Origin of the sequence: Bartonella sp. TT121SHDZB, assembly GCF_042193415.1 — a bacterium.
GTDB lineage: Bacteria > Pseudomonadota > Alphaproteobacteria > Rhizobiales > Rhizobiaceae > Bartonella.
The window spans coordinates 60,434-81,903 of record NZ_JBHILR010000002.1; the positions used below are offsets into that span (position 1 = coordinate 60,434).

Sequence of the window (21,470 nt, forward strand, 5' to 3'; positions counted from 1 at the left end):
CTTCTCATTTTCTGTTACAAACAATAAGATATCCATTATCATGCAGAGAAAATTACTATTTTGCGACAAACACCTTAAGGAAGAAATATGAGTCAACATGATCCGTCACCCAATTCTGTGAAAAAGGTTAACACCAATCATGAGGCCCAAGTAATTATTGATGATATTGATACAACCCATAAAGAATTGGATATTCTGCAACAAGAAATTGACAAAGTTATTTTTGGACAAAGTCATGTAATTGAATATACTTTAGTCGCTATTTTTGCTGGTGGTCATGCTCTTCTTGTCGGTGCTCCAGGACTTGCTAAAACACGTCTTGTTGAAACACTGGGAACAGTCTTAGGGCTTGATGAAAAACGCATCCAATTTACCCCTGACTTAATGCCATCGGACATTATTGGTTCTGAAATTATGGATTCCGATAAAGATGGTAAACGTTCTTTTCGCTACGTTCAAGGTCCTATTTTCACGCAACTTCTCATGGCCGATGAAATCAATCGTGCCTCTCCACGGACACAATCAGCTCTTTTACAAGCTATGCAAGAATATCATGTTACCGTTGCAGGTACCCGTTATGATTTACCACAACCTTTTCATGTTCTTGCAACGCAAAATCCTCTCGAACAAGAAGGAACCTATCCACTTCCTGAAGCACAATTGGATAGATTTTTGATGCAAATCGATATTGACTATCCTGATCTTACAACAGAGCGGCGGATCATTTTAGAAACAACAAAAGAAAAAAAATCAAATGCAAAACCAATTTTATCCGCCCTAAAATTGCAAAAAATTCAAAATATTGTTCGCAAAATGCCCCTTTCAGAAAATGTTGTCGAGGCTATTTTAAAAATTGTCCGATCAGCGCGCCCTCATAAAGACAATGGCCTTGCCAATACTTATGTTTCTTGGGGACCTGGTCCACGAGCATCACAAGCCCTTTCACTTTGTGTTCGCGCTCGTGCTCTTTATTATGGACGCTTAGCCCCTTCACTTGATGATGTTGAAGCATTGGCCTATCCCGTATTACAACACCGCATGGCTCTTAATTTTTCTGCCCGTGCTGAAGATATAACCGTAAAAGATATTATCAATAACCTTGTGAAAGATGCTCTTTGAATGGCACTTGGTAAAAAAGTTTTACAAAAACCTCCATTGTCGCTGGCAGCTAAGCTGCATAAGGATATTGGCAAAATGCCCTGTCTCCTTCTACAAGCACGTCATATCGCCAATACACTGATAACCGGATGGCATGGACAACGTAAACGTGGTAATGGAGAAAATTTTTGGCAATTTCGACCCTATGTTAAAGGAGAATCTATTACCCGCATTGACTGGCGTCGCTCAGCACGGGATGAAAATACGTATCTACGCGAACACGAATGGCAAATGGCACAAACCGTTTGGCTTTGGCCTGATCAGAGCGCATCGATGCATTATTGTTCACGCTTTTCTAAAATCTCTAAAGGCAATCATGCCATCATTCTTACCCTTGCCTTGGCATCACTTCTTGCACGCAGTGGCGAACACATTGCTATTCCCAACTTAATGCCCCCCACAATGGCATCCAATGTCGTAGAACGAATAGCCTTCGCTTTAGAAAATCATTCAGATAAAAATTCATTTCCCGATTTTTCAACAATTACACGCTTTTCATATGCTATTATAATAAGCGATTTTCTCGACCATCCTGAAAAAATCATCCAACATTTAACCGTCTTATCTACAAAAAAAGTGACAGCTCATTTAATTGAGATTGCTGATCCTGCAGAAGAAAATTTTCCCTATGCAGGTCGTACAGAATTTTTTGATCCTGAAACAAAAGAGAAACATGTTTCCACTAAAGCAGAAAACCTTCGTAACAGCTATTGTAAGCTGTATCAAGCACGGCGGCAAGAATTGGCAAATTTTTGCGCACGCCAAGGATGGTCTTATCACGTTAGTACAACAGATCAACCTTTAACAGAGACCATTTTTCATCTTGCAAATACAATGAGCAACTCTCCATTGCAAAAAAGGAGGGCGCTTTGAGTTTTGCTGCTCCCTTTGTGTTACTAGGGCTTTTGTTCCTACCGGTTATTTGGTGGCTATTGCGGATAACCCCTCCATCTCCACGTAAAGAGCTTTTTCCTCCTTTACGCTTCTTACCCAAACCAACTCATCAGCAGGAAACCGCACAACATACACCTTGGTGGTTGCTCTTGTTGCGTTTAACCATAGCGGCACTTGTTATCATAGCTCTAGCACGCCCCACTTGGAATCAAAAACCAATCAGCTTTTCCGGATCTCAACCCCTTGCACTCATCATTGATAATGGTTGGGCATCTGTAAAAGAATGGAAAAAACGCGTCTCTACCGCTGAAATGCTCCTTGCACAAGCAGAAAAACAGAAAAAAAATATTTATCTTGTTGCAACAGCTGAACATGATATCTCCAATATGGAGCCTCAAGCAGCAAAGATTATAAAACAGCATTTAATGCATTTGCAACCGCGTCCTTGGCCTGTCAACCGTGTGCATGCCTTCAAAAAACTCAGCGAAATAACCAAAGGAAAACCTCTTGATATTGCTTATTTAAGTGATGGATTACAAACAAATGAAGATGAGCAAGCTTTTGCTCTTCTTGAAGAATTAAAACCTAGAAACTTCTTGTGGTATTTGACTGATATTTCCAATTTAACCGGCATAACATCCATAGAAAATAACAATGGAAACATGGGCGCGCGTATTATCCGCTCAACAACACACAGTAACACTCCCGCTACACTCAGTCTCTACGATTCAAATAATCAACTTCTCGGACAATTTACGAAAAATTTCTCCGAAGGAGAAACAACAGCTCTTGTTCCTTTTGATGTACCACTTGAACTACGCAATGATATCGCTTGGATAAAAATAAACAATCAAAACCATGCTGCTGCAACCTTCTTGGTAGACAGCCATCACAGGATAAGCCGTGTTGCTCTTCTTTCACCCGATACCAATGAAATGGCACAGCCTTTACTTGCTCCATTTTATTACATTATCAAAGCCTTACAAGGTCATACACAGCTTATAACAGCCGGTGGAAGAGAACTTTCAACGGATATTGATCATTTGCTTAAACAAAATCCATCTGTTTTGATTATGGGTGACATTGTTAACATGCCCCCACAAGCAGAAAAAAAACTTTCTGATTTTGTGAATAAAGGAGGAACACTCATCCGTTTTGCAGGAGAAAAACTCAGCAGCGCAGAACATTACGATAACCTTCTTCCGATACCACTGCGCCCAGGTCAACGCTCCCTTGGAAGTATTATGTCTTGGACAAAGCCACAAAAGCTTGCCCCTTTTGCAAAAAATAGCTTTTTCTTTGGTCTTCCTTTTCCAGAAGATGTCACTGTCTCGCGCCAAATCCTCGCAGAACCAACCCCAGATCTTTTTGAAAAAACGTGGCTTAGCCTTTCGGATGGAACCCCTCTTATTACCGCAGCAAAACGTGGTAAAGGAACCCTCATTCTCATTCATGTTGCTCCTGATCCTACATGGTCTAATCTTCCTCTTTCCGGCTTTTTTGCACAAATGTTGCAAAAATTAATCACATTAAGTACCTATGAAAATACAAACCCAACACACAGAGAAAAAAGAACAGTGCTACAAAACCCTTGGCGAACTATAGCCGTTGACGGACAATTACAAGTCCCACCCTCTGATGTTGTTCCACTGGTCTTTGATGCTCAAAATCCACCCCGTCCTTCCTATCATACTCCACCAGGACTTTATGGTGTCAAAAACGATTTTTATGCGCTTAATCTCTTAATTCATTCATCGCGCTTGGTGAAACAATCATCATTGCCACCTTCTCTCAACAAGAGTCCTTTATCTTACGATACAAAAGAAAAAAATCTTACCGGTCCACTTTTAGGATTAGCCATCTTATTATTCGCCTTTGATAATTTTCTCATTTTATGGATGGGAGGTATTTTTTCTTTCAATAAACGGCATAATATGTTTTTCCTCCTTCTCATAATTCTTATTGCCTTGTTTGCATATGCTCCAATTCTTCATGCACAAACGATAGAAAATCATCATGATAGTGTAAAAGCCGCTGGTGCAACACATCTTGCCTACGTTATAACCAACAATCGTGAAATTGATACAACGAGTAAAAATGGTCTAGAAGCCTTAAGCCAATTTATCGCAGAGCGCACAATGCTTTCCCCTGGCTCTGTTACAGCACTTGATCTCGATAAAGATGAACTCTCCTTTTATCCTCTTATTTACTGGCCAATTGATGTTAAAAGTCCTATACCAACTCCCAAAAGCCTTGAAAAAATAAATAATTTTATGAAACATGGAGGAACAATTTTATTTGACACACGCGATCAGATAAAGAGCAATCTTAATCTTGAAGGAGATGCCACTCCAGAAACGCAAAGATTACGAACCATCTTAAAAGGATTAAACATTCCATCCATTGAGCCAGCATCAACAGATCATGTTGTTGCACGTTCCTTTTATATTATGCCAGATTTTCCTGGTCTCTACCGTGGTTCACCTTTATGGGTTGAATCCTCATCAACGAACAAAAAAAATAAAAACTCTCTTGCCAGTGGTGATAACGTAAGTTCTCTTCTCATCACCGCAAATAACTTTGCCGGTGCTTGGGCACTCGATGAAAAAGGAACATGGAAATATCCCCTTGTTCCCAATGATCCAATGCAACGTCTATGGGCATTTCGCGCAGGTTTAAATATTGTTCTTTATGTTCTTACAGGAAACTATAAAGCGGACCAAGTTCATGTTCCAGCGCTCTTGGAACGCTTTAAAAGAGAAAGAAGGCAATGATCCCATTTTTCACTTTTCAGCCTTTCTTACCACTCTTTTGGATTCTGCTCTTAAGCGGAATATCCTTTCTTTTTGTCGTTGTTGGTCTTGTTACGCAACGTCAAGGTTCTTTATTTCGTCTGATAGCATTAAGCGCCCTCATCCTTGCTTTGCTCAATCCAATGATCATAAAAGAACAGCGCGAACCACTGAAAAGCACAGTGGGAATTGTTATTGACCGCAGCAAAAGCCAAACATTTGGAACACGTACAAACGACAGTGATGAAGCGCGTGCGCAATTAACTCAAGTATTGGCGCATTATCCACAATTTGAACCACGTTTTATTGAAGCTGGAAAACTTGCTGATAATCAGTATGCGCCCTCAACGAATTTGTTTGAGGCTTTAACACAAGCAGTATCTGATGTACCGCTCTCTCGTTATGCAGGAACCATTTTTATCACCGATGGACAAGTCCATGACATCCCTGACCTATCAGATCTTCATCATGAAGCACCTCTCAATGCTCTGATTACAGGATACTCAGACGAATTTGATCGTCAAATCAAGTTTATTTCTCCTCCACGCTTTGCCCTTGTCAACAAACCACAAACGCTCTCCATTTTAGTAGAAGATAAAGGCCCCGCCAAAAAAACAATACCACAGAAAGCAAATATTACACTAAGCGTCAATGGACAAGACATTGGCCATTATTCTGTGACTCCTGGCGTGATTTTTCAAACTGAAATTACCCTTCCTCATGCTGAAAAAAATATTATCCAAGTTATAACTGATCCACACAAAGGTGAACTAAGCTTGGAAAACAACCGCGCCATAACAATTATTGAAGGAATCAGAGAAAATTTACGCGTTCTTCTTATTTCAGGTGCTCCTTATAATGGAGAACGGACATGGCGAGACCTTTTGAAAGGTGACTCCAATATTGATCTTGTTCACTTTACTATTTTGCGTCCCCCCACCAAAGCAGATAATACGCCCTCAAGCCAATTATCCTTAGTGGTCTTTCCCACAAGAAAACTCTTTGTTGAAGAAATTAATAACTTTGATCTCATCATCCTTGATGGCTACCAGCACTCTACTGTTCTCCCCTTAATCTATTATGATTATATCGCCCAATATGTACAAAAGGGGGGTGCATTGTTGATGGTAACAGGACCTGAATTTACCCAAAAAAACTCACTTGCGAAAACACCTTTAATAAGCATTCTACCGGCATTGCCCAATGGGACTATTATCGAAAAACCGTTTCGCCCTACATTAACCAAAGAAGGTGAGCGCCATCCTGTTACAAGAGGTCTCGCAACACTTAACCTTCCCGCATCTCAATGGGGACAATGGTTGCGGCAAATTGCTATTCAAAACATAAATAACGGAATCGCCCTCATGAAAGGAGCTAATGAACAACCACTTTTAATTCTCTCCCATGTTGATAAAGGGCGTGTAGGCATGTTGCTTTCTGATGAAAGTTGGCTTTGGGCTCGAGGTTTTGAAGGTGGGGGTCCTTATGCTGCTCTTTATCGACGAATTGCCCATTGGCTCATGAAAGAACCAGAACTTGAAGAAGAAAAATTAAGTGCAACCAGCAGCCATCATCATTTAACAATTCGCCGTCAAACTCTAAAAGACCATCCAGAACCCGCTGAAATAATCTTTCCCTCTGGGAAAAAAGAAAATATTACTCTGACCAAAGAGCAAGAAGGCCTTTTTACTGCAACTGTGACCACTGATGAGACAGGAATTTTTACCATTAAAAATGGCGATTTAACAATACTTTCTTCTGTAGGGATGCTCGATAATCTTGAGTTGTTTGACTTGACTTCAACACAAGAAAAACTAGCCCCCATTATTAATCACACTGGTGGCTACATCAGACGTTTACACTCTGAGGGAAAAGAAAACATTCATCTTCCTCCATTCAAGCTGATTCAATCAAAAACAAGTCCGTCCTCTTCCCCAGCACACTCAATTGTTCTGAAAGAAGCAACAGAAACCCGTTTAATCAATACCTTTTATTTTTCGATATTTTCTGGTTTTTTGGCACTGCTCACCTGTCTTTTACTGTTGAGCAATATGTGGTATCGTGAAGGACGTTAAAAAATCTGAAATTTCGTATAATAGTTTTAAAATTCAGCTTATTCTTTTATGTATTTACTTGTCTTTTATAATTATACAACAAATTGATTTATAATTAAAAATACAGTATAATTCTTCTTATTTTAAATATCCTCATATTAAAACAATAAAAAACATTCTCTTGTGTGTTATTAGAAGAGATGCTGTATGGATAGAAACCATTGAAGAAAGGGTGAAATACCTCTTATGAATCCTCTTAAAGCAAAGCAAGAATTTTTACAAAATTGGGGGGAATAGTATGATGGTTTTTATTTGCGCTAGCGTAGAGGTGGTAGTGTACAGTAAGCCCTCTATATACTTCACAGAAGCTTTCCATTATAATATCGAGTACCGTCGTGAAATTAGCTCAGAAGCATTGAGAAATGTCTTTTTTATAAATATGTAAATGTATAGCACAATGATATTTTATTGAGGATATTCTATTTGAAATATTCAGCTTGAGACGTTCTATTTTGCAAGCTAATTTTCATTTTACAATCTTTCTTGCCTTTAAGCACTAACTTATCTTATGTTTATTCTTTAAATCGTTTTTAATACTCTACGAGCTTTTATGTTTTATCTTGCCCATATATCGGATGTACATCTTTCCCCTCTCCCGCAACCTTCCCTTTTTGAACTTTCTGGAAAGCGTCTTACCGGTTATCTGAACTGGCAAAAAAAACGTAAGAGTCAGATGGCAACAGATGTCCTAGAAACTTTAATAGATGCCTTGAACAAAACAAAACCTGATCACCTTGTGATCTCTGGTGATCTTGTCAATCTTGCTCTCGATAAGGAATTTGAACAAGCGCATCGTTGGCTACTTACATTAGGACACCCCCAAGATATTTCTTTGACATTTGGAAATCATGATGCATATGTCCGCGGAGCTTTACAAAAAGCATGTATCCTCTTTAAACCTTGGATCACAGGTGACAGCCCTCAAAAAAGTGCCTTTCCTTATATGCGCGTTCGCAAAGATGTTGCCATCATAGCAGCTTCTTCAGCCATTGCGACACTGCCTTTTCAAGCTTCTGGTTATTTTGGTAAAATGCAAGCGCAAACTTTACCGCTCTTTTTAAAAGAAGCAGCACAGCGCAACCTTTTTCGTGTCGTCATGATTCACCACCCTCCCTTTCCCAAGGCAACGTCTTGGCATAAAAAACTACGGGATATAAAACGTTTTCTAGACGTTATCAAATATCACGGTTGTGAGCTTATTCTTCACGGACATACTCATTTACCCACATTGAATTACATTGAAGGACCAATTAAAAAAATTCCTATTGTTGGGGTTCCTTCCGCATCACAAGCTTTTGGTGATAAAAAACCACCCGCAGGCTTTAACTTATTTTCCATTGAACGCTTACAAAATCAATGGCATTGCCAATTACAACGTTATAGCATTATCAACCCTAAAAACGAGATTGCATGTACTGAAACAATTAATCTTTAAACTCCTTCATAGTTGCCAAAACAACCAAAAACGAAAATATTTTTATTTCATATTCCTTTGGAAATTATAATTCTTATTTCCCTTTTTTTCCTTAAAAGACAAAGTTTCACCTTCTCTGTCAATAAATCAATTTTTCTCAGAGAATTCCATCTGCCGCCCCACTTATGTGACTAGCTTTTTACAAACTTATCGGTTTTCTTCCTTCCCGCCCTAAAAGACGAAAATTCTACCACATCTGATTTATAAATAATTCGGATTCTTGTCTCACGGGTTCCAGCTGCTAATTGCGCATGTGATGTACTTCACAAAGCTCTACACATAAACCCTGCTTTGAATTTCATCATCCACTCCTCCAAAAGCATCTAATGCGTAAAATCCTTATATTATTACAATGATGATATTTTATAGAATAATAGAGAAGCTCATTCAGCTTCTATACCTGAAAATCAATGGCTAAAAAAGCCAAATAATAACTAAAGTATATAATTTCAATAACCAAACCTACTTGTGATTCATAAACAAATGATGTTGATTGATTTATCGTAAATAGATTTGAAATGATCCCTTACTATTTCACTCAACATTTATTATCATATATTAAAAAAGTTATAGATTATATTTAGATAAAAGATATAGGTAATAATGTTTTTTACGTCTCGAAAAATTCCTAATTTTCTATCTTTTTTCCTATAAACAACTTTATAATACTCTTTATAATTATTTTATTACTATAAACTATTATTTATAATATCATATGAAATATCGAATAAAAATTATAATATGAATTTTTATTCGGTATTTCGGTTGTAATTTTACGTGCTTTAGAATTTTTTTTGCGATCTTTTTGTTATTAAAAAAGATATTTTATGATAACGCAAAACAGAAAAGTTGATTGTATAAGAGGTCTTTCAATTTGATCTTCACGAATATAACGTAAAGGGCGTTTACGAACCCCTGTAAGGATAAGTAAACGCAAAGCTAAATGTGTCATAGTTGTTTTTTGACAAAGTGTTTTATAAAAAGCCGGCACATCTTTCCAATCCATTGCTGGTCTGTTAATGGTTTTATGGCGTTGTTTTCCTAAGAGAGCTTTTGTTTTTTCTATTGCCTGTAAGTCAACATTCAGCCCCAGAGCAGCCGCATGTTTAAGACAAATATTAAGACGGTTTAGTGCAGCACGAGCTGCTCCAGCTTTTGTATGCCAAATGGGGGCAAGGGTATTGCGTATCTCTGTTTGCGTAATCTCTGAAACGGGGAGGCAACCTAATTTGGGCAGAATATGAAGTTTTAAAGGTGCAAACCAGTTCCCATCTTTACCGTCACCTTTTAATTCAGCTTTACGAGTTTCAAAAGTATCTAGTGCAATATCTTTTAAGTAATGGAGATTGCTTATTGCCTCACGCTTTTGTTTATTGCGTTCTTTAATAGGATCACGACCTTCACGTAAAACAGAACGCCATTGGTTTGCCAATTCACGGGCTTGTTTTAAAGAGACATGTCTTAAGGCACCCAATCCCATTTCACGACGGCGCCCGTGAAGGGTATACCGTAAAATCCATTGAGCACCACCATCTTTACGCTTGTGAAGAAGCAAGCCGGCGCGCCATCATTATATTTGCCAGCCCCCAATGTTGCGACAGCCTTTAGCACTTAAGATGGTTCATAAGAGGCATTTTTATTCCTTCTTTTGTTTTCTATCTCACGGCTCTCCCTCCTTTTGACGTGCAAAAGACGCGGTTTTGATTGGTCAACATGGTATAGGTTTAAAATGAGAAAATCTTATGATACTTGGATCTCTCACTCAACATGACAAAAAATAATTTATATTTACAAATCAAAGTATTGTTCGAATAAAATAGTAGCTCTTTTGAGTAAACGATATTTTCTAGCACATATCTGAAAAATAAAAGCCTCATTCGAAAATGAGACTTTTGAAGTGTTTAATTCTGCAAAAAATTAAAATTTATAAGCTACACCCACGCGGAAATCGTTTGTCTTGTAGTTCAGTTCAATTTTATCCTGTATGAACTTCTTCTTACCCAAATCTGAATAACGATATTCTGCACGCACAATAATGTTATTAGTCATTGCAAAATCAATACCACCTCCAAAGGTATAACCAACCATTGTCTTTTTTTCATCATGCAACCACTCAGAAAAATCAACTTCTTCATTTTTGCTATCAGCTACTGCCGTAAAAGTATTCCGAAGCTGCGTATAAGCAATCCCTCCGGAAATATAAGGCATCATCCGCTCAATCGGAACACCAACTTTCACCCGTGTAGCACCAGCCCACTTTTGTTTTAAAGTATTACGTATAGCTTCAATAGGCAATGCAGGAGATTCCTCCTCATAAGAATCTCTTGTGTAACTTGTTCTTTCTAAAGATTTTGATGTTTCTTCAGTTTGATTTTTGGGTAGAGGGATATCCTTCGATTTTTTTTTATTAGACCACATAACATCCGTATCAATACCTATAATAAAACCATTATTGATATTAATATTGTAGCCTGCATAAATGCCCCCGATAAAACCAGAAAGTTTAGGCAAATTCTCTTTTTCAACTGGATTCCATATCCCTGTCTCTTTTTTTAAATAATTTGCAGTCGTTTTGCCTGAAAAGTTTCCAATCTGCCCTCCAAGATAAAATCCTGTCCAAGAAAAAGAAGGCGCTGCAATAACAGGAACAGGCTGTTCAGGAATAACGCTATCCGCCGCCTGTACGATAGAAATTGAAATTAAAGAAAATATAGATGTTGAGGTTAAATACTTTGTAATCATAATTGCTCCCCTAAAAGCTAATGTGATACATAAATAATGGTCAATCGTTTCACAATTTTTTGAAAAAATCTATAGCAAAAATGACACAATTAAAAAATTAAAATTAGTTTTAATTAAATAGTATTTAAAAAATTTAAATATTATTTATAATTTCCAGAAACTATTAATCTATAGTGGCTTTTATAGCTTCATATTAATTATTATTATCTAGAATTAGATAATAATAATATCAATTTTTTGAAAAAAATGAGATAAATCTCATAAAGAATATGATTCACTAAAATAATCACTCAGCGCTTTTTGTATAAAGAATGACACCTAGAATGGAGAATTTTTTCATCACACTTGAAAAACAAGTAGAGAACTTCACTCTAACCCTCTCAAGCGTCTAATGAAATAAAAGACAAAAAATTAATATATAAAAATGGAATTAATAATTTTTATTTATTCTTATAGAATTATTTTAATGCTTCATGATTTTTGTAAAAACTGAACAGACCAATTGTCCAGTTTCTGCAATTAATTTTTCAACACGAAGCAAATCAGGTTCCCCAACACTATTCAACAAAAGGTCACTTAATCCAGGTGGCATGTCATTGGGATCAAGAGAATCATTTAAGCAAAGCCGTATAATTTGACTCAAATTTGTATAAAGACGATAGGCATAATGTAAATCAGCAATACATGACTGATTAAGAAAACTGTTTGGTAAGTGATCTAAAATATCCGCTGTCGTCGCTCCAATTTGAAACTCAATGACATGCGTAATAAGAGAAAATTGAGCAATAAACTCCAAATCCATAATGCCACCAGACATCGTTTTTAAATCCCATTGATTTTTTGGCGGCTTTTCTTTTGCAATCAAGGCACGCATTTCACATACTTCTTTTGCAACTTCCTTCTTATCACGAGAAATAGCAATAATTGCACACACTTCATTTTCTAGCTTTTGTAAAAAATCAGGGTCTCCTGCAATGCCTCGAGCCCTTGTTAAAGCAAGATATTCCCATATCCATGCTTCTTGGCGATAATACTTTTTAAAAAATGGAAAAGAAACAGCAATAGGTCCTTTATTGCCTAATGGCCGTAACCTTAAATCAACGACATAAAGAATACCTTGGCTTGTAAGAGTGGATAAAGCAGAAACGAGGCGCTGTGCTAAACGCGTATAATATTGAGAGATATAAAGAGGCTTTTCTCCATCAGATATTTCTGCATCATCATCGTGTTCATAAAGCAAAACGAGGTCAACATCGGAATCTGCTGTTAATTCGCGACTTCCAAGCTTCCCCATACCCAATATGCCAACACGCCCCCCTTTAATACGACCATGAAGACGAGAAAATTCCTCTTGAACGGTAGCAAATGTTTTTGTAATCATAAGATCAGCAAGCGCAGTAAAAGCAAAACCCGCTCTTTCTCCTGTAATTGTACCGTTTAAAATTCGAATACCAATCAAAAAACGTTGTTCATCTGCAAAAATCCTTAAATGATCAAGAATTTCCTCATAAGAAAGAACATTTTCAAGAAAATATTCAAGCCGTTTTTCTAAGTACGTTTTGGTCGGTAATTCTGAAAGAATATTCGGATCTAACATTCCATCAAAAACATGGGACCTGCGTGCAATAATTTCTGCAAGACGTGGAGCAGCCCCCATAATAAGGACAAGCATATCCAAAAGAGAAGGATTAGACTGCAAAAGACTAAAAAGCTGAATTCCTGAAGGTAAGCCCTGTAAAAAACCATCAAAACGCAACATCGCCTCATCAGCTCGTTTTGTCCCACCAAAAGCTTTCAAAAGAGCTGGTGTTAATTCCGTTAATCTCTCGCGTGCTTCGGCTGATTGCGTTGCTTTATAACGACCAAAATGGAGCGTGCGCATAATACGACAAATATCACTTGCTCTTTCGAAGCCTAAACGGCTTAACGTTATTAATGTCTCCGGATCATCTTCTTCACCGGTAAAAACTAAATTACCAATTTCTAAACCAAGTTCTTGCTCATTCTCAAACAGTGCAGCATAATGTTTTTCAACAATCTGAAGTGTTTTTAATAAATCACGGATAAAACTGCTCCTGTCTTGATAACCCATTAAATAGGCAACACTCGTGAATTGAGCAGTATCATTTGGAAGAAGATGTGTTTGTTCATCGAAAAGCATTTGAATACGATGTTCCACATTTCGAAGAAAAGCATAACTTTTTATAAGGCTATTTCTCGTTTTCTCACTGATCCAACCAAGCGTGTGAAGTTCTGCTAACATTGCAACTGTCTGACGTCCACGTAATTGAGGAAAACGTCCACCAGCAATGAGCTGCTGTGTCTGAACAAAAAACTCAATCTCACGAATACCACCACGACCTAACTTTATATTATGCCCATAAGCTGCAATTTGACCGTAATTTTTATGCGCATGAATTTGACGTTTGATCGAATGAATATCAGCAATAGCAGCATAATCTAAATATTTCCGCCACACATAGGGAAAAAGCTCTTTGAGAAAGTTAAAACCTGCCCTCTTATCACCAGCAACTGGACGTGCTTTAATCATGGCTGCTCGTTCCCAATTTTGCCCACGCCCTTCGTAATAACGCAATGCAGTCCTTACTGGTAAGGCCAAAGGGGTTGAACCTGGATCTGGACGAAGACGAAAATCAAGACGAAAAACATATCCTTCCGCAGTGCGTTCTTGAATGATACGGATTAATCGGCGTACCATTTTAGAAAATACGTTAACACTTTCAGAAAGATTACCAATATGAGATGATGTTTCATCAATGAAAACAATAAGATCAATATCAGAAGAATAATTAAGTTCCCCTGCTCCTAACTTTCCCATCCCTAAAATAATTAAACCACAGTCTTTTTCTGGATTCTCACGGCTTAATAAATTGATCTTACCATGATCATGCGCTTCTCTTAATAGAAAACGTAGTGCTACACTTAATGCTGCTTCGCCCAAACGTGTCAACCAAGCACATGAAACTTCGTAAGTAAAAACACCACCCAAATCAGCTAAAGCAATAAGAACATGCGCTTCTCGTTTTTTGCGCCTTAAAGCAGCCATCAATGAAGTTTCATTTATAGCTTCATCTTTATCAATAGCTGTAATATCATCTATAATTTCGCTCAGCCTTGTTTCTATATCAACATTTAATAAAGCACTAAGATATGATGGGTTGGCAATTAAAACCTCACGCAAAAAAGGAGATAAGGTCATAACCGAACTGATAAAATCAATCTGCGTTCCACTCTCTGAAATGATGGAAACAAGCGATTCTAAACCTTCTTTCCTTGCTTGTTCTTCCATGTCTTTTAACCATTGGGAACCACTTTTATCGAGAGGACATAAAGGGAGAAGCTGTGTTTTTAAAAAAGCTTGTTTCATCTCTGCTCCCTTGAAAAGCATTTTGCTTTCCTTTCTATTGCTTTATACTTTTAAAATAGTTGTTACGTATGAAAGTGAAGAAAAATATCTTTAAGGAAATAACAAAACAGCCCTAAGCCCTGGATTTGCATTTTCAAGTAACAATTCACCCCCGTGAAGCTTCATAACCGCTTTTGCTATACTTAAACCAATCCCAAACCCAGGTTGTGTGCGGCTTTCTTCAAGACGAACAAATCGTTCTGTCACTTTTTCACGTTTATCCTCTGCTATTCCTGGTCCATTATCGCTCACAACAACTAATAAATGTTCATCACGATATTCCATTGATAAGCAAACCTTCGCTTGCCTTCCACCTTTAGGCGCATATTTAATTGCATTATCTATAAGATTAAAAATTGATTGTGCAACAAGCTCACGATTCAATTTTAGCTCTTTATCAAATATATCTCCCAACTGAAGTAAAACACCTGACTCTTCAGCAAAAGGTTCGTAAAGCTCAACAGCATCCTCAATAATCAGTTTCATATTCATCATTTCAAGATGTTCAATTGCACTGCTGGCCTCAATACGTGAAATCATTAAAATCGCATTGAACGTACAAATAAGTTGATCTGATTCTGCAATAACCCTATCAAGGACCTGACGATATTCAAGCTTTGTCTTATTTCCTGAAAGCGCTTCTTCAGCGCGATTTCTAAGACGCGTTAACGGCGTTTTCAGGTCATGAGCAATATTATCTGATACTTGACGTAAACCAATATTTAACTCTTCAATGCGGTCTAACATAACATTAAGATTGGTTGACAATCGATCAAACTCATCCCCTACTCCAGAAACAGGTAAACGCCCACTGAAATCACCATCCATCAAGCGCTGTGATGCAGCCGTTACATGATCAATCCTTTGTAAAGCTCTCCTGCCAACAAAAAACCATATGAGTAAAGCGCCTCCAACCATTGCAGCAAGTGCAATGATCACAGCTTTGCGAATAACAACAGCAAAACGTTCTGGCTCATCCAAATCACGTCCTATAAGAATCTTCATAGCATTAGGTAAATCAACAATAACCGCCAAAGCGCGATGTTCACTTGTTTTGCCATGTTCTCCAAAACGGGAATACAAAAAAGAGGTAGAAATAAAACCACTCTGATTCAAAAGACCTAATTCAATACGTGCTACATTTCCTGCTAAAATACGCCCCATAGAATCTGTAACAAGATAAAGAAATGCTCCTGGTTGTCTTGAACGATAATCAATAGTGCGCATTAATAAGGATAATCCCCCATAATTATAAGCATTTTCAATATACTTTAATTCTTCATGTAAAGCCTGTTCAGTTTGCTCTGTTAACAATGAAGCAGAAAATGCCGTCATATAAATAGAAAGTCCTGTTGCCACCAATCCAAACAATAAAATGTAAAGTGCTGAAAGCCTTAGCGCCGTCGTGCGCATTATATTAATCAAACGATTCATGCTTTGTTATCTGGTACTTTCAGCATATATCCAGCTCCACGCACTGTATGGAGAAGGGGAACATCAAAATCTTTTTCAATTTTGGCTCTCAAACGAGAGATATGGACATCAATGACATTCGTTTGTGGATCAAAATGGTAATTCCAAACGTTTTCCAAAAGCATAGTGCGTGTAACAACCTGCCCCGCATAACGCATCAAATATTCAAGTAAACGAAACTCTCGTGGTTGCAATAGAATGTTTCTATCACCTCGTTTTACCGTATGTGCTAACCGATCAAGCTCAAGATTACCTACACAGTAAACAGTTTCTGCTTCTTTAGGATTTTTCCGCCGTTGTAAAACTTCAACACGCGCAAGAAGTTCAGAAAAAGCATAAGGCTTTGTCAAATAATCATCTCCCCCTGCACGCAGCCCCGTTACACGATCATTAACTTGCCCTAAAGCAGACAGAATAAGAACCGGTGTTTCATTGCCTTTAGCGCGCAATTCAGCAATAATAGAAAGACCATCACGATGCAAAAGCATTCGGTCAACAACCATAACGTCATAATTTTCCGTGGTTGCTAAAGCGTATCCCGTATCTCCATCATAAGCAACATCAACAGAATGCCCTACTTCCAAAAATGCTTTTTCGAGATAATGCCCCGTCTCATGATCATCTTCAATAACGAGTATCTTCATAAAACGTATCTCCATTATTTTATTATGTTGTAGGACAAATGTTTAATAAATATTTGTCCTACAACTAAAGCTTTATTTTTTGAAAATTGGAAGAGCAACAAAACGATTTTGATCATTTGTTCGCACTTGTAAGAGTATAGCCTTTCGTCCTAACTGCTGAGCATTTTTGATTGTGTTAATAATATCAGAGACTCGTTTAACTGGTTTATTATTTACTGTCACAATGATATCACCAGGGCGTATCCCTTTATCTGCAGCATCTGAATCGGTATCGACATCCGTTACGACAACCCCTACACCATCATCAGAAGGCATAACAATCAAACCATAATCTTCCAATGTTTCATCTAAATCACTCTGTCCATTTGAATATTTTGAAGTCTCTTTCTTACTTTCATCTTCAGACATTGAAGCGAGTTTAACCTTTATACTCTCCTCCTTACCTGATCTCCAAATCCCTATGGTTACCATTTCTCCTGGTTTAATATTTGCAATACGTTTCGCCAGCTCACGCGCATCAGCAACTTTTTCATTATTCACTGAAATAATTACATCACCCGCTTTAATACCAGCCTTTTCTGCCGGTCCTTTTAACGGATCAGTAACCAAAGCACCTTTGGCTTCTTTCAATCCTATTGAATCGGAAATCTCCTTTGTTACCGGCTGAATCTGAACACCTAACCAACCACGTTGAACTGAACCTTTTTCAATAAGTTGTTGTACAACCTGTTTTACAGTCGCTGCTGGAATAGCAAAAGCAATCCCAACATTTCCTCCAGAAGGAGAAAAAATTGCTGTATTAACCCCAACAACCTTTCCATTAAGATCAAACGTTGGACCACCAGAGTTTCCTCTATTAACAGCAGCATCAATCTGAATAAAATCATCGTACACACCAGTGCCAATATCACGTCCACGTGCAGAAACAATACCTGCTGTCACAGTTCCACCAAGACCAAATGGATTCCCAATGGCAACAACCCAATCCCCAACACGAAGCTTTGAATCATCACCAAAATCAACATAAGAAAATTTTCTTTTATCATTCACTTTTAATACGGCAAGGTCGGTTTTGGGGTCTTTCCCAATGAGCTTTGCGTTCAATTCTGTACCATCATCAAGAACAACAGTATAACTTGTTCCATCAGAAATCACATGATCATTGGTCACAATGTAACCATCAGACGAAATAAAAAAACCCGATCCAAAAGCAACAGGACGGAGTCTCTGCGATTGGTGCGGAAATTTATTTTTAGGTTTATCAAAATCATAAAACTCTTTAAAAAATCTTTTTAAAGGATGCTGATCTGGTAATTGATCAAGTCCTGGACCACTAAAAAAGTTGCTAAAGAACCTATCTTCTTTCTTTTTATTGCTCTTTACTTGTACTGCTACAACGGCTGGTTTCACTTGAGCAACAATATCGGCAAATCCCTGTTGTTGTATTAACGAAGTCAATACAGAACTTGCATGAGCCTTTGTCATCCACAAGCTTGATGTACATCCACTAAAAAACAGTGCACTTTCCAATATCGCAGAAAAACTCACCGCGACAAATGTTTTAAAGAAAGCTTTTTTAACCATTTACTCTATGCTCCTATTCAATCATACCTTTATTTCAATTCCGATCACTTATAAAATATCAGACCTTACCGTTTTCTGTCTAAATTATTAAAGTTTTGTAAGGTTTCAGTATTCCCTAATATAATTACAATAAGATTGTATGCTCATTCAGATAATCTGATTTTTTTATGTAACATCTTTTTTAATGCAATGACATTTTTGACTGTTCTTTTTCATTCACATAACGCATGATTATTCCGTTTGAAGTGGAAAAATATGATACTTATGCCAATGATAATAATGATCAAAGGCGAGAACCATAAAAACCAAGTTATTTTATTCAATGGTGGTTTCAAGAGAATAAATTCACCATATCGCTCAACAAGAAAGTCAGTGACTTGCTGATTACTATAGCCCATTTTTAGCCTTTCCCGAATTAAAAGCCGTAAATCACGTGCTAAAGCAGCATCTGAATCATCAATTGATTGATTTTGACAAACCGGACAACGTAAATGCGATGAAATATGGCGTGCTCGCGCTTCAAGAATCTTATCCTTTAAAATCTCATCCGGCTCTACTGCTATTGCTAATCGAAAAGGAAACGTTGCAATTAAAAAAAATACAATCCAAAGAATTTTTTTCATCTCAATGTCTTTTCCAAAAATTTAAAGCAAGCACTACCTTATTGTACATGCCAATGCGAAACCAATACCCCAAAAGAGAAAGACATCCTCCCATAGCCATCATGAATGCCCCTAACCAAATACATATTACATAAGGCTTCCACCATATGTGCACAACAAGACCCCGATTATCGATCCGTCCCGGTACAATATAGAGCTGCGATAAGCCATGATTTTTAAGACCAACTTCTGTCGTTGATGTATTTTGACTTGAATAAAATCGCTTTGAGGCTGTTACATGACCCACAATATTTTTATTTTCATATACTTTAAAATAAAACTCCATTGTCGAATAATTCGAACCAACACCATCATACACTGCATCAAAATGAAGCGTTTTATCCGCTATCGTCACCCTATCCCCTACGTTCATGATTAAAATACGTTCTTGCCCAAAACTTGCCACACAAACGATACCAAATAATGTAACGCCTAATCCCATATGTGCTATTGCTGCACCAAAAGTAGACCATGGCAATCCAAGAAATCTCTTAACGCGTACTGAAAAATCTCTCTTGCCATATCCACTCTTTCCCCATAGATCCACTAAACTGCCTAAAAAAACAAACGCTGAAAGCCCAATCCCTAAAACTGCAAAAATATCACGCACAGATGCCGCATAGAATATTATAAAACAGACGATACCAACCAATACAAAAACAAACCACAACCGTTCAAAAACTGCAAGAAAATCACCGCGTTTCCATGCCATCATTGTCCCAAACGGAACAAACAACAACAGCAAAAGCATTAGTGGTCCACAGGTCAGGTTAAAAAAAGCAGCCCCTACAGAAATTTTTTGCCCTGTTAATATCTCAATAAAATAAGGATAAAGCGTACCAATCAATACTGTTGCTGTTATTGTTGTAAGTAACAAATTATTTAAAACAATAAACCCTTCACGTGAAATTGGTTGAAAAAATCTTTCTGTTTTTAAAATAGGGGTACGCAAAGCAAAAAGAAAAAAAGCCGCTCCTGTAAAAAAAAAGAAAAGCGCAAGCATTGCTTGCCCCCGTGCTGGATCAACAGCAAAACTATGAACAGAAACTAAAAGCCCAGAACGCACAAGAAAAGTTCCCATCAGAGAAAGAGAAAAAGTAAGCAGCGCTAAAAACAGAGTCCAACTTTTCAATATTTCTCGTTTTTCGAGAACAAGAGCAGAATGTAAAAGAGCCGTTCCTGAAAGCCAAGGCATAAACGAAACATTTTCAACAGGATCCCAAAACCAATAACCGCCCCATCCTAGCTCATAATAAGCCCAATAGGAGCCAACCATAATACCCAATGTCAAAAAACACCAAGCAAGTAAAAGCCACGGACGAATCCCACGTGCCCAAATTCTATCAACATGTCCTATAATCAATGCCGCAACAGCAAAAGAAAAACAAAGTGAAAAACCGACATAACCTAAATAAAGTAGCGGTGGATGAATTGCTAATGCGATATCTTGTAAAAGAGGATTGAGACCATTTCCCTGCAATGCTGGTGGATTTACGCGTAAAAATGGATTGGATACAAAAAGAATAAATAAAAGAAAAGCAGTTGTAATCCAACTTTGGCAAATTAAAACAAGCGTCTTAAAATCTTCTGGCAAATGTTGGCTAAAAAAAGCCATCAATGCGCTAAAAAAAGCAAGACTTAAAACCCATAACAACATAGAGCCTTCGTGGTTTCCCCAAACACCTGTAATTTTATAGAGCATCGGTTTTTCTGAATGAGAATTCTCAACAACGTTCAAAACAGAAAAATCAGATACGATATAAGCATAAATTATCACTAAAAAAGATAAAAGCAGTAATGTAAAAGTAATATATGTTAGAGGAACAGCTGTTTGCATTAACAAACGCTCTCTCCACCAAAAACCTAAAGCAGGTAAAAACGCCCCTAATAAGCTTACTGAAAATGCTGCAGCTAAAAAAATATGACCCAGTTCGACAAGCACAATCGAATTATTTCTCCATAATGTAATGTTTTTTCAAACGATCAGCTGTTTCTTTAGGCATATAAGTTTCATCATGTTTTGCTAAAATACGCATCCCTATAAAAAAGCCCTGTTTATCGAAATGCCCTTCGACAATCACCCCCTGACCTTCACGAAAAAGATCCGGTAAGGCACCATTGAAAACTACTTTTTCATGTTTTTTGTTATCCGTTACAAAAAAAATAACGCCTCTCTCTCCAACATATTGAACGGTTCCCTTTTCAACAAAGCCACCCAAACGCAAAGGGCGCTCCGTTAAAATATCTTCTCTTGTAATTTCAGAGGGCATTCTAAAAAAACTGACCGCATGACGCATTGCATACACTATGAGACTTGCTGCAATTGTCATAACCAAACAACATAATAATATGATCAGTAAGCGCCTTTTTTTTCGCTGCTCTAAAATAACCTTCCATGAGGCAGAACTCTTTAAAGATTGACTGTTCATAGACACTCTGCGAAAAAAGTTTAAATATGTTATAATTAAGTATCAATATTTTATTTTTTAAGAGCTTTGCACATCTT

The 21,470-nt window shown here is 37.5% G+C and carries 13 protein-coding genes and 1 pseudogene; 5 read left to right on the forward strand and 9 right to left on the reverse strand.

The annotated features are described in order from the left end of the window. Window positions 1-87: 87 nt before the first annotated feature. The 5 genes from ACFIKI_RS01635 (at window position 88) to ACFIKI_RS01655 (ending at window position 8,393) form a co-directional block, all read left to right on the forward strand. On the forward strand, window positions 88-1,119 hold the full coding sequence (locus ACFIKI_RS01635; protein ID WP_375665376.1) for an AAA family ATPase: 1,032 nt from the start codon (window positions 88-90) through the stop codon (window positions 1,117-1,119). Continuing rightward, window positions 1,120-2,031 carry a DUF58 domain-containing protein gene (locus ACFIKI_RS01640; RefSeq protein WP_375665377.1) on the forward strand — a complete coding sequence of 304 codons (912 nt, stop codon included), beginning with the start codon at window positions 1,120-1,122 and terminating at the stop codon, window positions 2,029-2,031. Further along, on the forward strand, window positions 2,028-4,826 hold the full coding sequence (locus ACFIKI_RS01645) for a DUF4159 domain-containing protein (RefSeq protein WP_375665378.1): 2,799 nt from the start codon (window positions 2,028-2,030) through the stop codon (window positions 4,824-4,826). Before ACFIKI_RS01640 ends, ACFIKI_RS01645 begins: the two co-directional genes overlap by 4 nt. Beyond that, complete coding sequence (locus ACFIKI_RS01650) at window positions 4,823-6,919, forward strand: glutamine amidotransferase (protein ID WP_375665379.1); 2,097 nt, start codon at window positions 4,823-4,825, stop codon at window positions 6,917-6,919. Before ACFIKI_RS01645 ends, ACFIKI_RS01650 begins: the two co-directional genes overlap by 4 nt. A gap of 589 nt (window positions 6,920-7,508) precedes the next feature. Then, a complete protein-coding gene (locus ACFIKI_RS01655; RefSeq protein WP_375665381.1) occupies window positions 7,509-8,393 on the forward strand; it encodes a metallophosphoesterase family protein in 885 nt (294 codons plus the stop codon). Window positions 8,394-9,300: 907 nt separating this feature from the next. Here the strand turns inward: ACFIKI_RS01655 and ACFIKI_RS01660 are convergent. The 9 genes and pseudogenes from ACFIKI_RS01660 to ccmE all read right to left on the reverse strand — a co-directional run. Further along, window positions 9,301-10,066 (reverse strand): annotated as a pseudogene (locus ACFIKI_RS01660) (tyrosine-type recombinase/integrase); the annotation flags it as partial. Window positions 10,067-10,349: 283 nt separating this feature from the next. Beyond that, complete coding sequence (locus ACFIKI_RS01665; protein ID WP_375665382.1) at window positions 10,350-11,174, reverse strand: outer membrane protein; 825 nt, start codon at window positions 11,172-11,174, stop codon at window positions 10,350-10,352. Between the two features lie 463 nt (window positions 11,175-11,637). Next, window positions 11,638-14,562: a bifunctional [glutamine synthetase] adenylyltransferase/[glutamine synthetase]-adenylyl-L-tyrosine phosphorylase gene (locus tag ACFIKI_RS01670; RefSeq protein WP_375665383.1), complete on the reverse strand. Its 2,925-nt coding sequence runs from the start codon at window positions 14,560-14,562 to the stop codon at window positions 11,638-11,640. 90 nt (window positions 14,563-14,652) lie between these two features. Beyond that, window positions 14,653-16,035, reverse strand: coding sequence for an ATP-binding protein (locus tag ACFIKI_RS01675; protein WP_375610111.1), 1,383 nt, complete (start codon window positions 16,033-16,035; stop codon window positions 14,653-14,655). Next, complete coding sequence (locus ACFIKI_RS01680) at window positions 16,032-16,718, reverse strand: response regulator transcription factor (RefSeq protein ID WP_273791552.1); 687 nt, start codon at window positions 16,716-16,718, stop codon at window positions 16,032-16,034. The genes ACFIKI_RS01675 and ACFIKI_RS01680 overlap by 4 nt, the downstream gene beginning before the upstream one ends. Before the next feature lie 72 nt (window positions 16,719-16,790). Further along, window positions 16,791-18,302 carry a Do family serine endopeptidase gene (locus tag ACFIKI_RS01685; protein WP_375665384.1) on the reverse strand — a complete coding sequence of 504 codons (1,512 nt, stop codon included), beginning with the start codon at window positions 18,300-18,302 and terminating at the stop codon, window positions 16,791-16,793. A gap of 212 nt (window positions 18,303-18,514) precedes the next feature. Further along, on the reverse strand, window positions 18,515-18,925 hold the full coding sequence (locus ACFIKI_RS01690) for a cytochrome c-type biogenesis protein CcmH (RefSeq protein ID WP_375622274.1): 411 nt from the start codon (window positions 18,923-18,925) through the stop codon (window positions 18,515-18,517). A 1-nt stretch (window position 18,926) separates the two neighbouring features. Continuing rightward, window positions 18,927-20,906 carry a heme lyase CcmF/NrfE family subunit gene (locus ACFIKI_RS01695; protein ID WP_375665385.1) on the reverse strand — a complete coding sequence of 660 codons (1,980 nt, stop codon included), beginning with the start codon at window positions 20,904-20,906 and terminating at the stop codon, window positions 18,927-18,929. 7 nt (window positions 20,907-20,913) lie between these two features. Further along, complete coding sequence (gene ccmE / locus ACFIKI_RS01700; protein ID WP_273791548.1) at window positions 20,914-21,393, reverse strand: cytochrome c maturation protein CcmE; 480 nt, start codon at window positions 21,391-21,393, stop codon at window positions 20,914-20,916. Window positions 21,394-21,470: the final 77 nt, after the last annotated feature.

What these genes read in the sequence shown, in the direction of transcription:
- ACFIKI_RS01635 (WP_375665376.1), top strand. Translation starts at nt 88, where the DNA reads ATGAGTCAACATGATCCGTCACCCAATTCTGTGAAAAAGGTTAACACC.
- ACFIKI_RS01640 (WP_375665377.1), top strand. Translation starts at nt 1,120, where the DNA reads ATGGCACTTGGTAAAAAAGTTTTACAAAAACCTCCATTGTCGCTGGCA.
- ACFIKI_RS01685 (WP_375665384.1), bottom strand. Translation starts at nt 18,302, where the DNA reads ATGGTTAAAAAAGCTTTCTTTAAAACATTTGTCGCGGTGAGTTTTTCT.
- ccmE (WP_273791548.1), bottom strand. Translation starts at nt 21,393, where the DNA reads ATGAACAGTCAATCTTTAAAGAGTTCTGCCTCATGGAAGGTTATTTTA.
- ACFIKI_RS01680 (WP_273791552.1), bottom strand. Translation starts at nt 16,718, where the DNA reads ATGAAGATACTCGTTATTGAAGATGATCATGAGACGGGGCATTATCTC.
- ACFIKI_RS01655 (WP_375665381.1), top strand. Translation starts at nt 7,509, where the DNA reads ATGTTTTATCTTGCCCATATATCGGATGTACATCTTTCCCCTCTCCCG.
- ACFIKI_RS01675 (WP_375610111.1), bottom strand. Translation starts at nt 16,035, where the DNA reads ATGAATCGTTTGATTAATATAATGCGCACGACGGCGCTAAGGCTTTCA.
- ACFIKI_RS01650 (WP_375665379.1), top strand. Translation starts at nt 4,823, where the DNA reads ATGATCCCATTTTTCACTTTTCAGCCTTTCTTACCACTCTTTTGGATT.
- ACFIKI_RS01665 (WP_375665382.1), bottom strand. Translation starts at nt 11,174, where the DNA reads ATGATTACAAAGTATTTAACCTCAACATCTATATTTTCTTTAATTTCA.
- ACFIKI_RS01670 (WP_375665383.1), bottom strand. Translation starts at nt 14,562, where the DNA reads ATGAAACAAGCTTTTTTAAAAACACAGCTTCTCCCTTTATGTCCTCTC.
- ACFIKI_RS01690 (WP_375622274.1), bottom strand. Translation starts at nt 18,925, where the DNA reads ATGAAAAAAATTCTTTGGATTGTATTTTTTTTAATTGCAACGTTTCCT.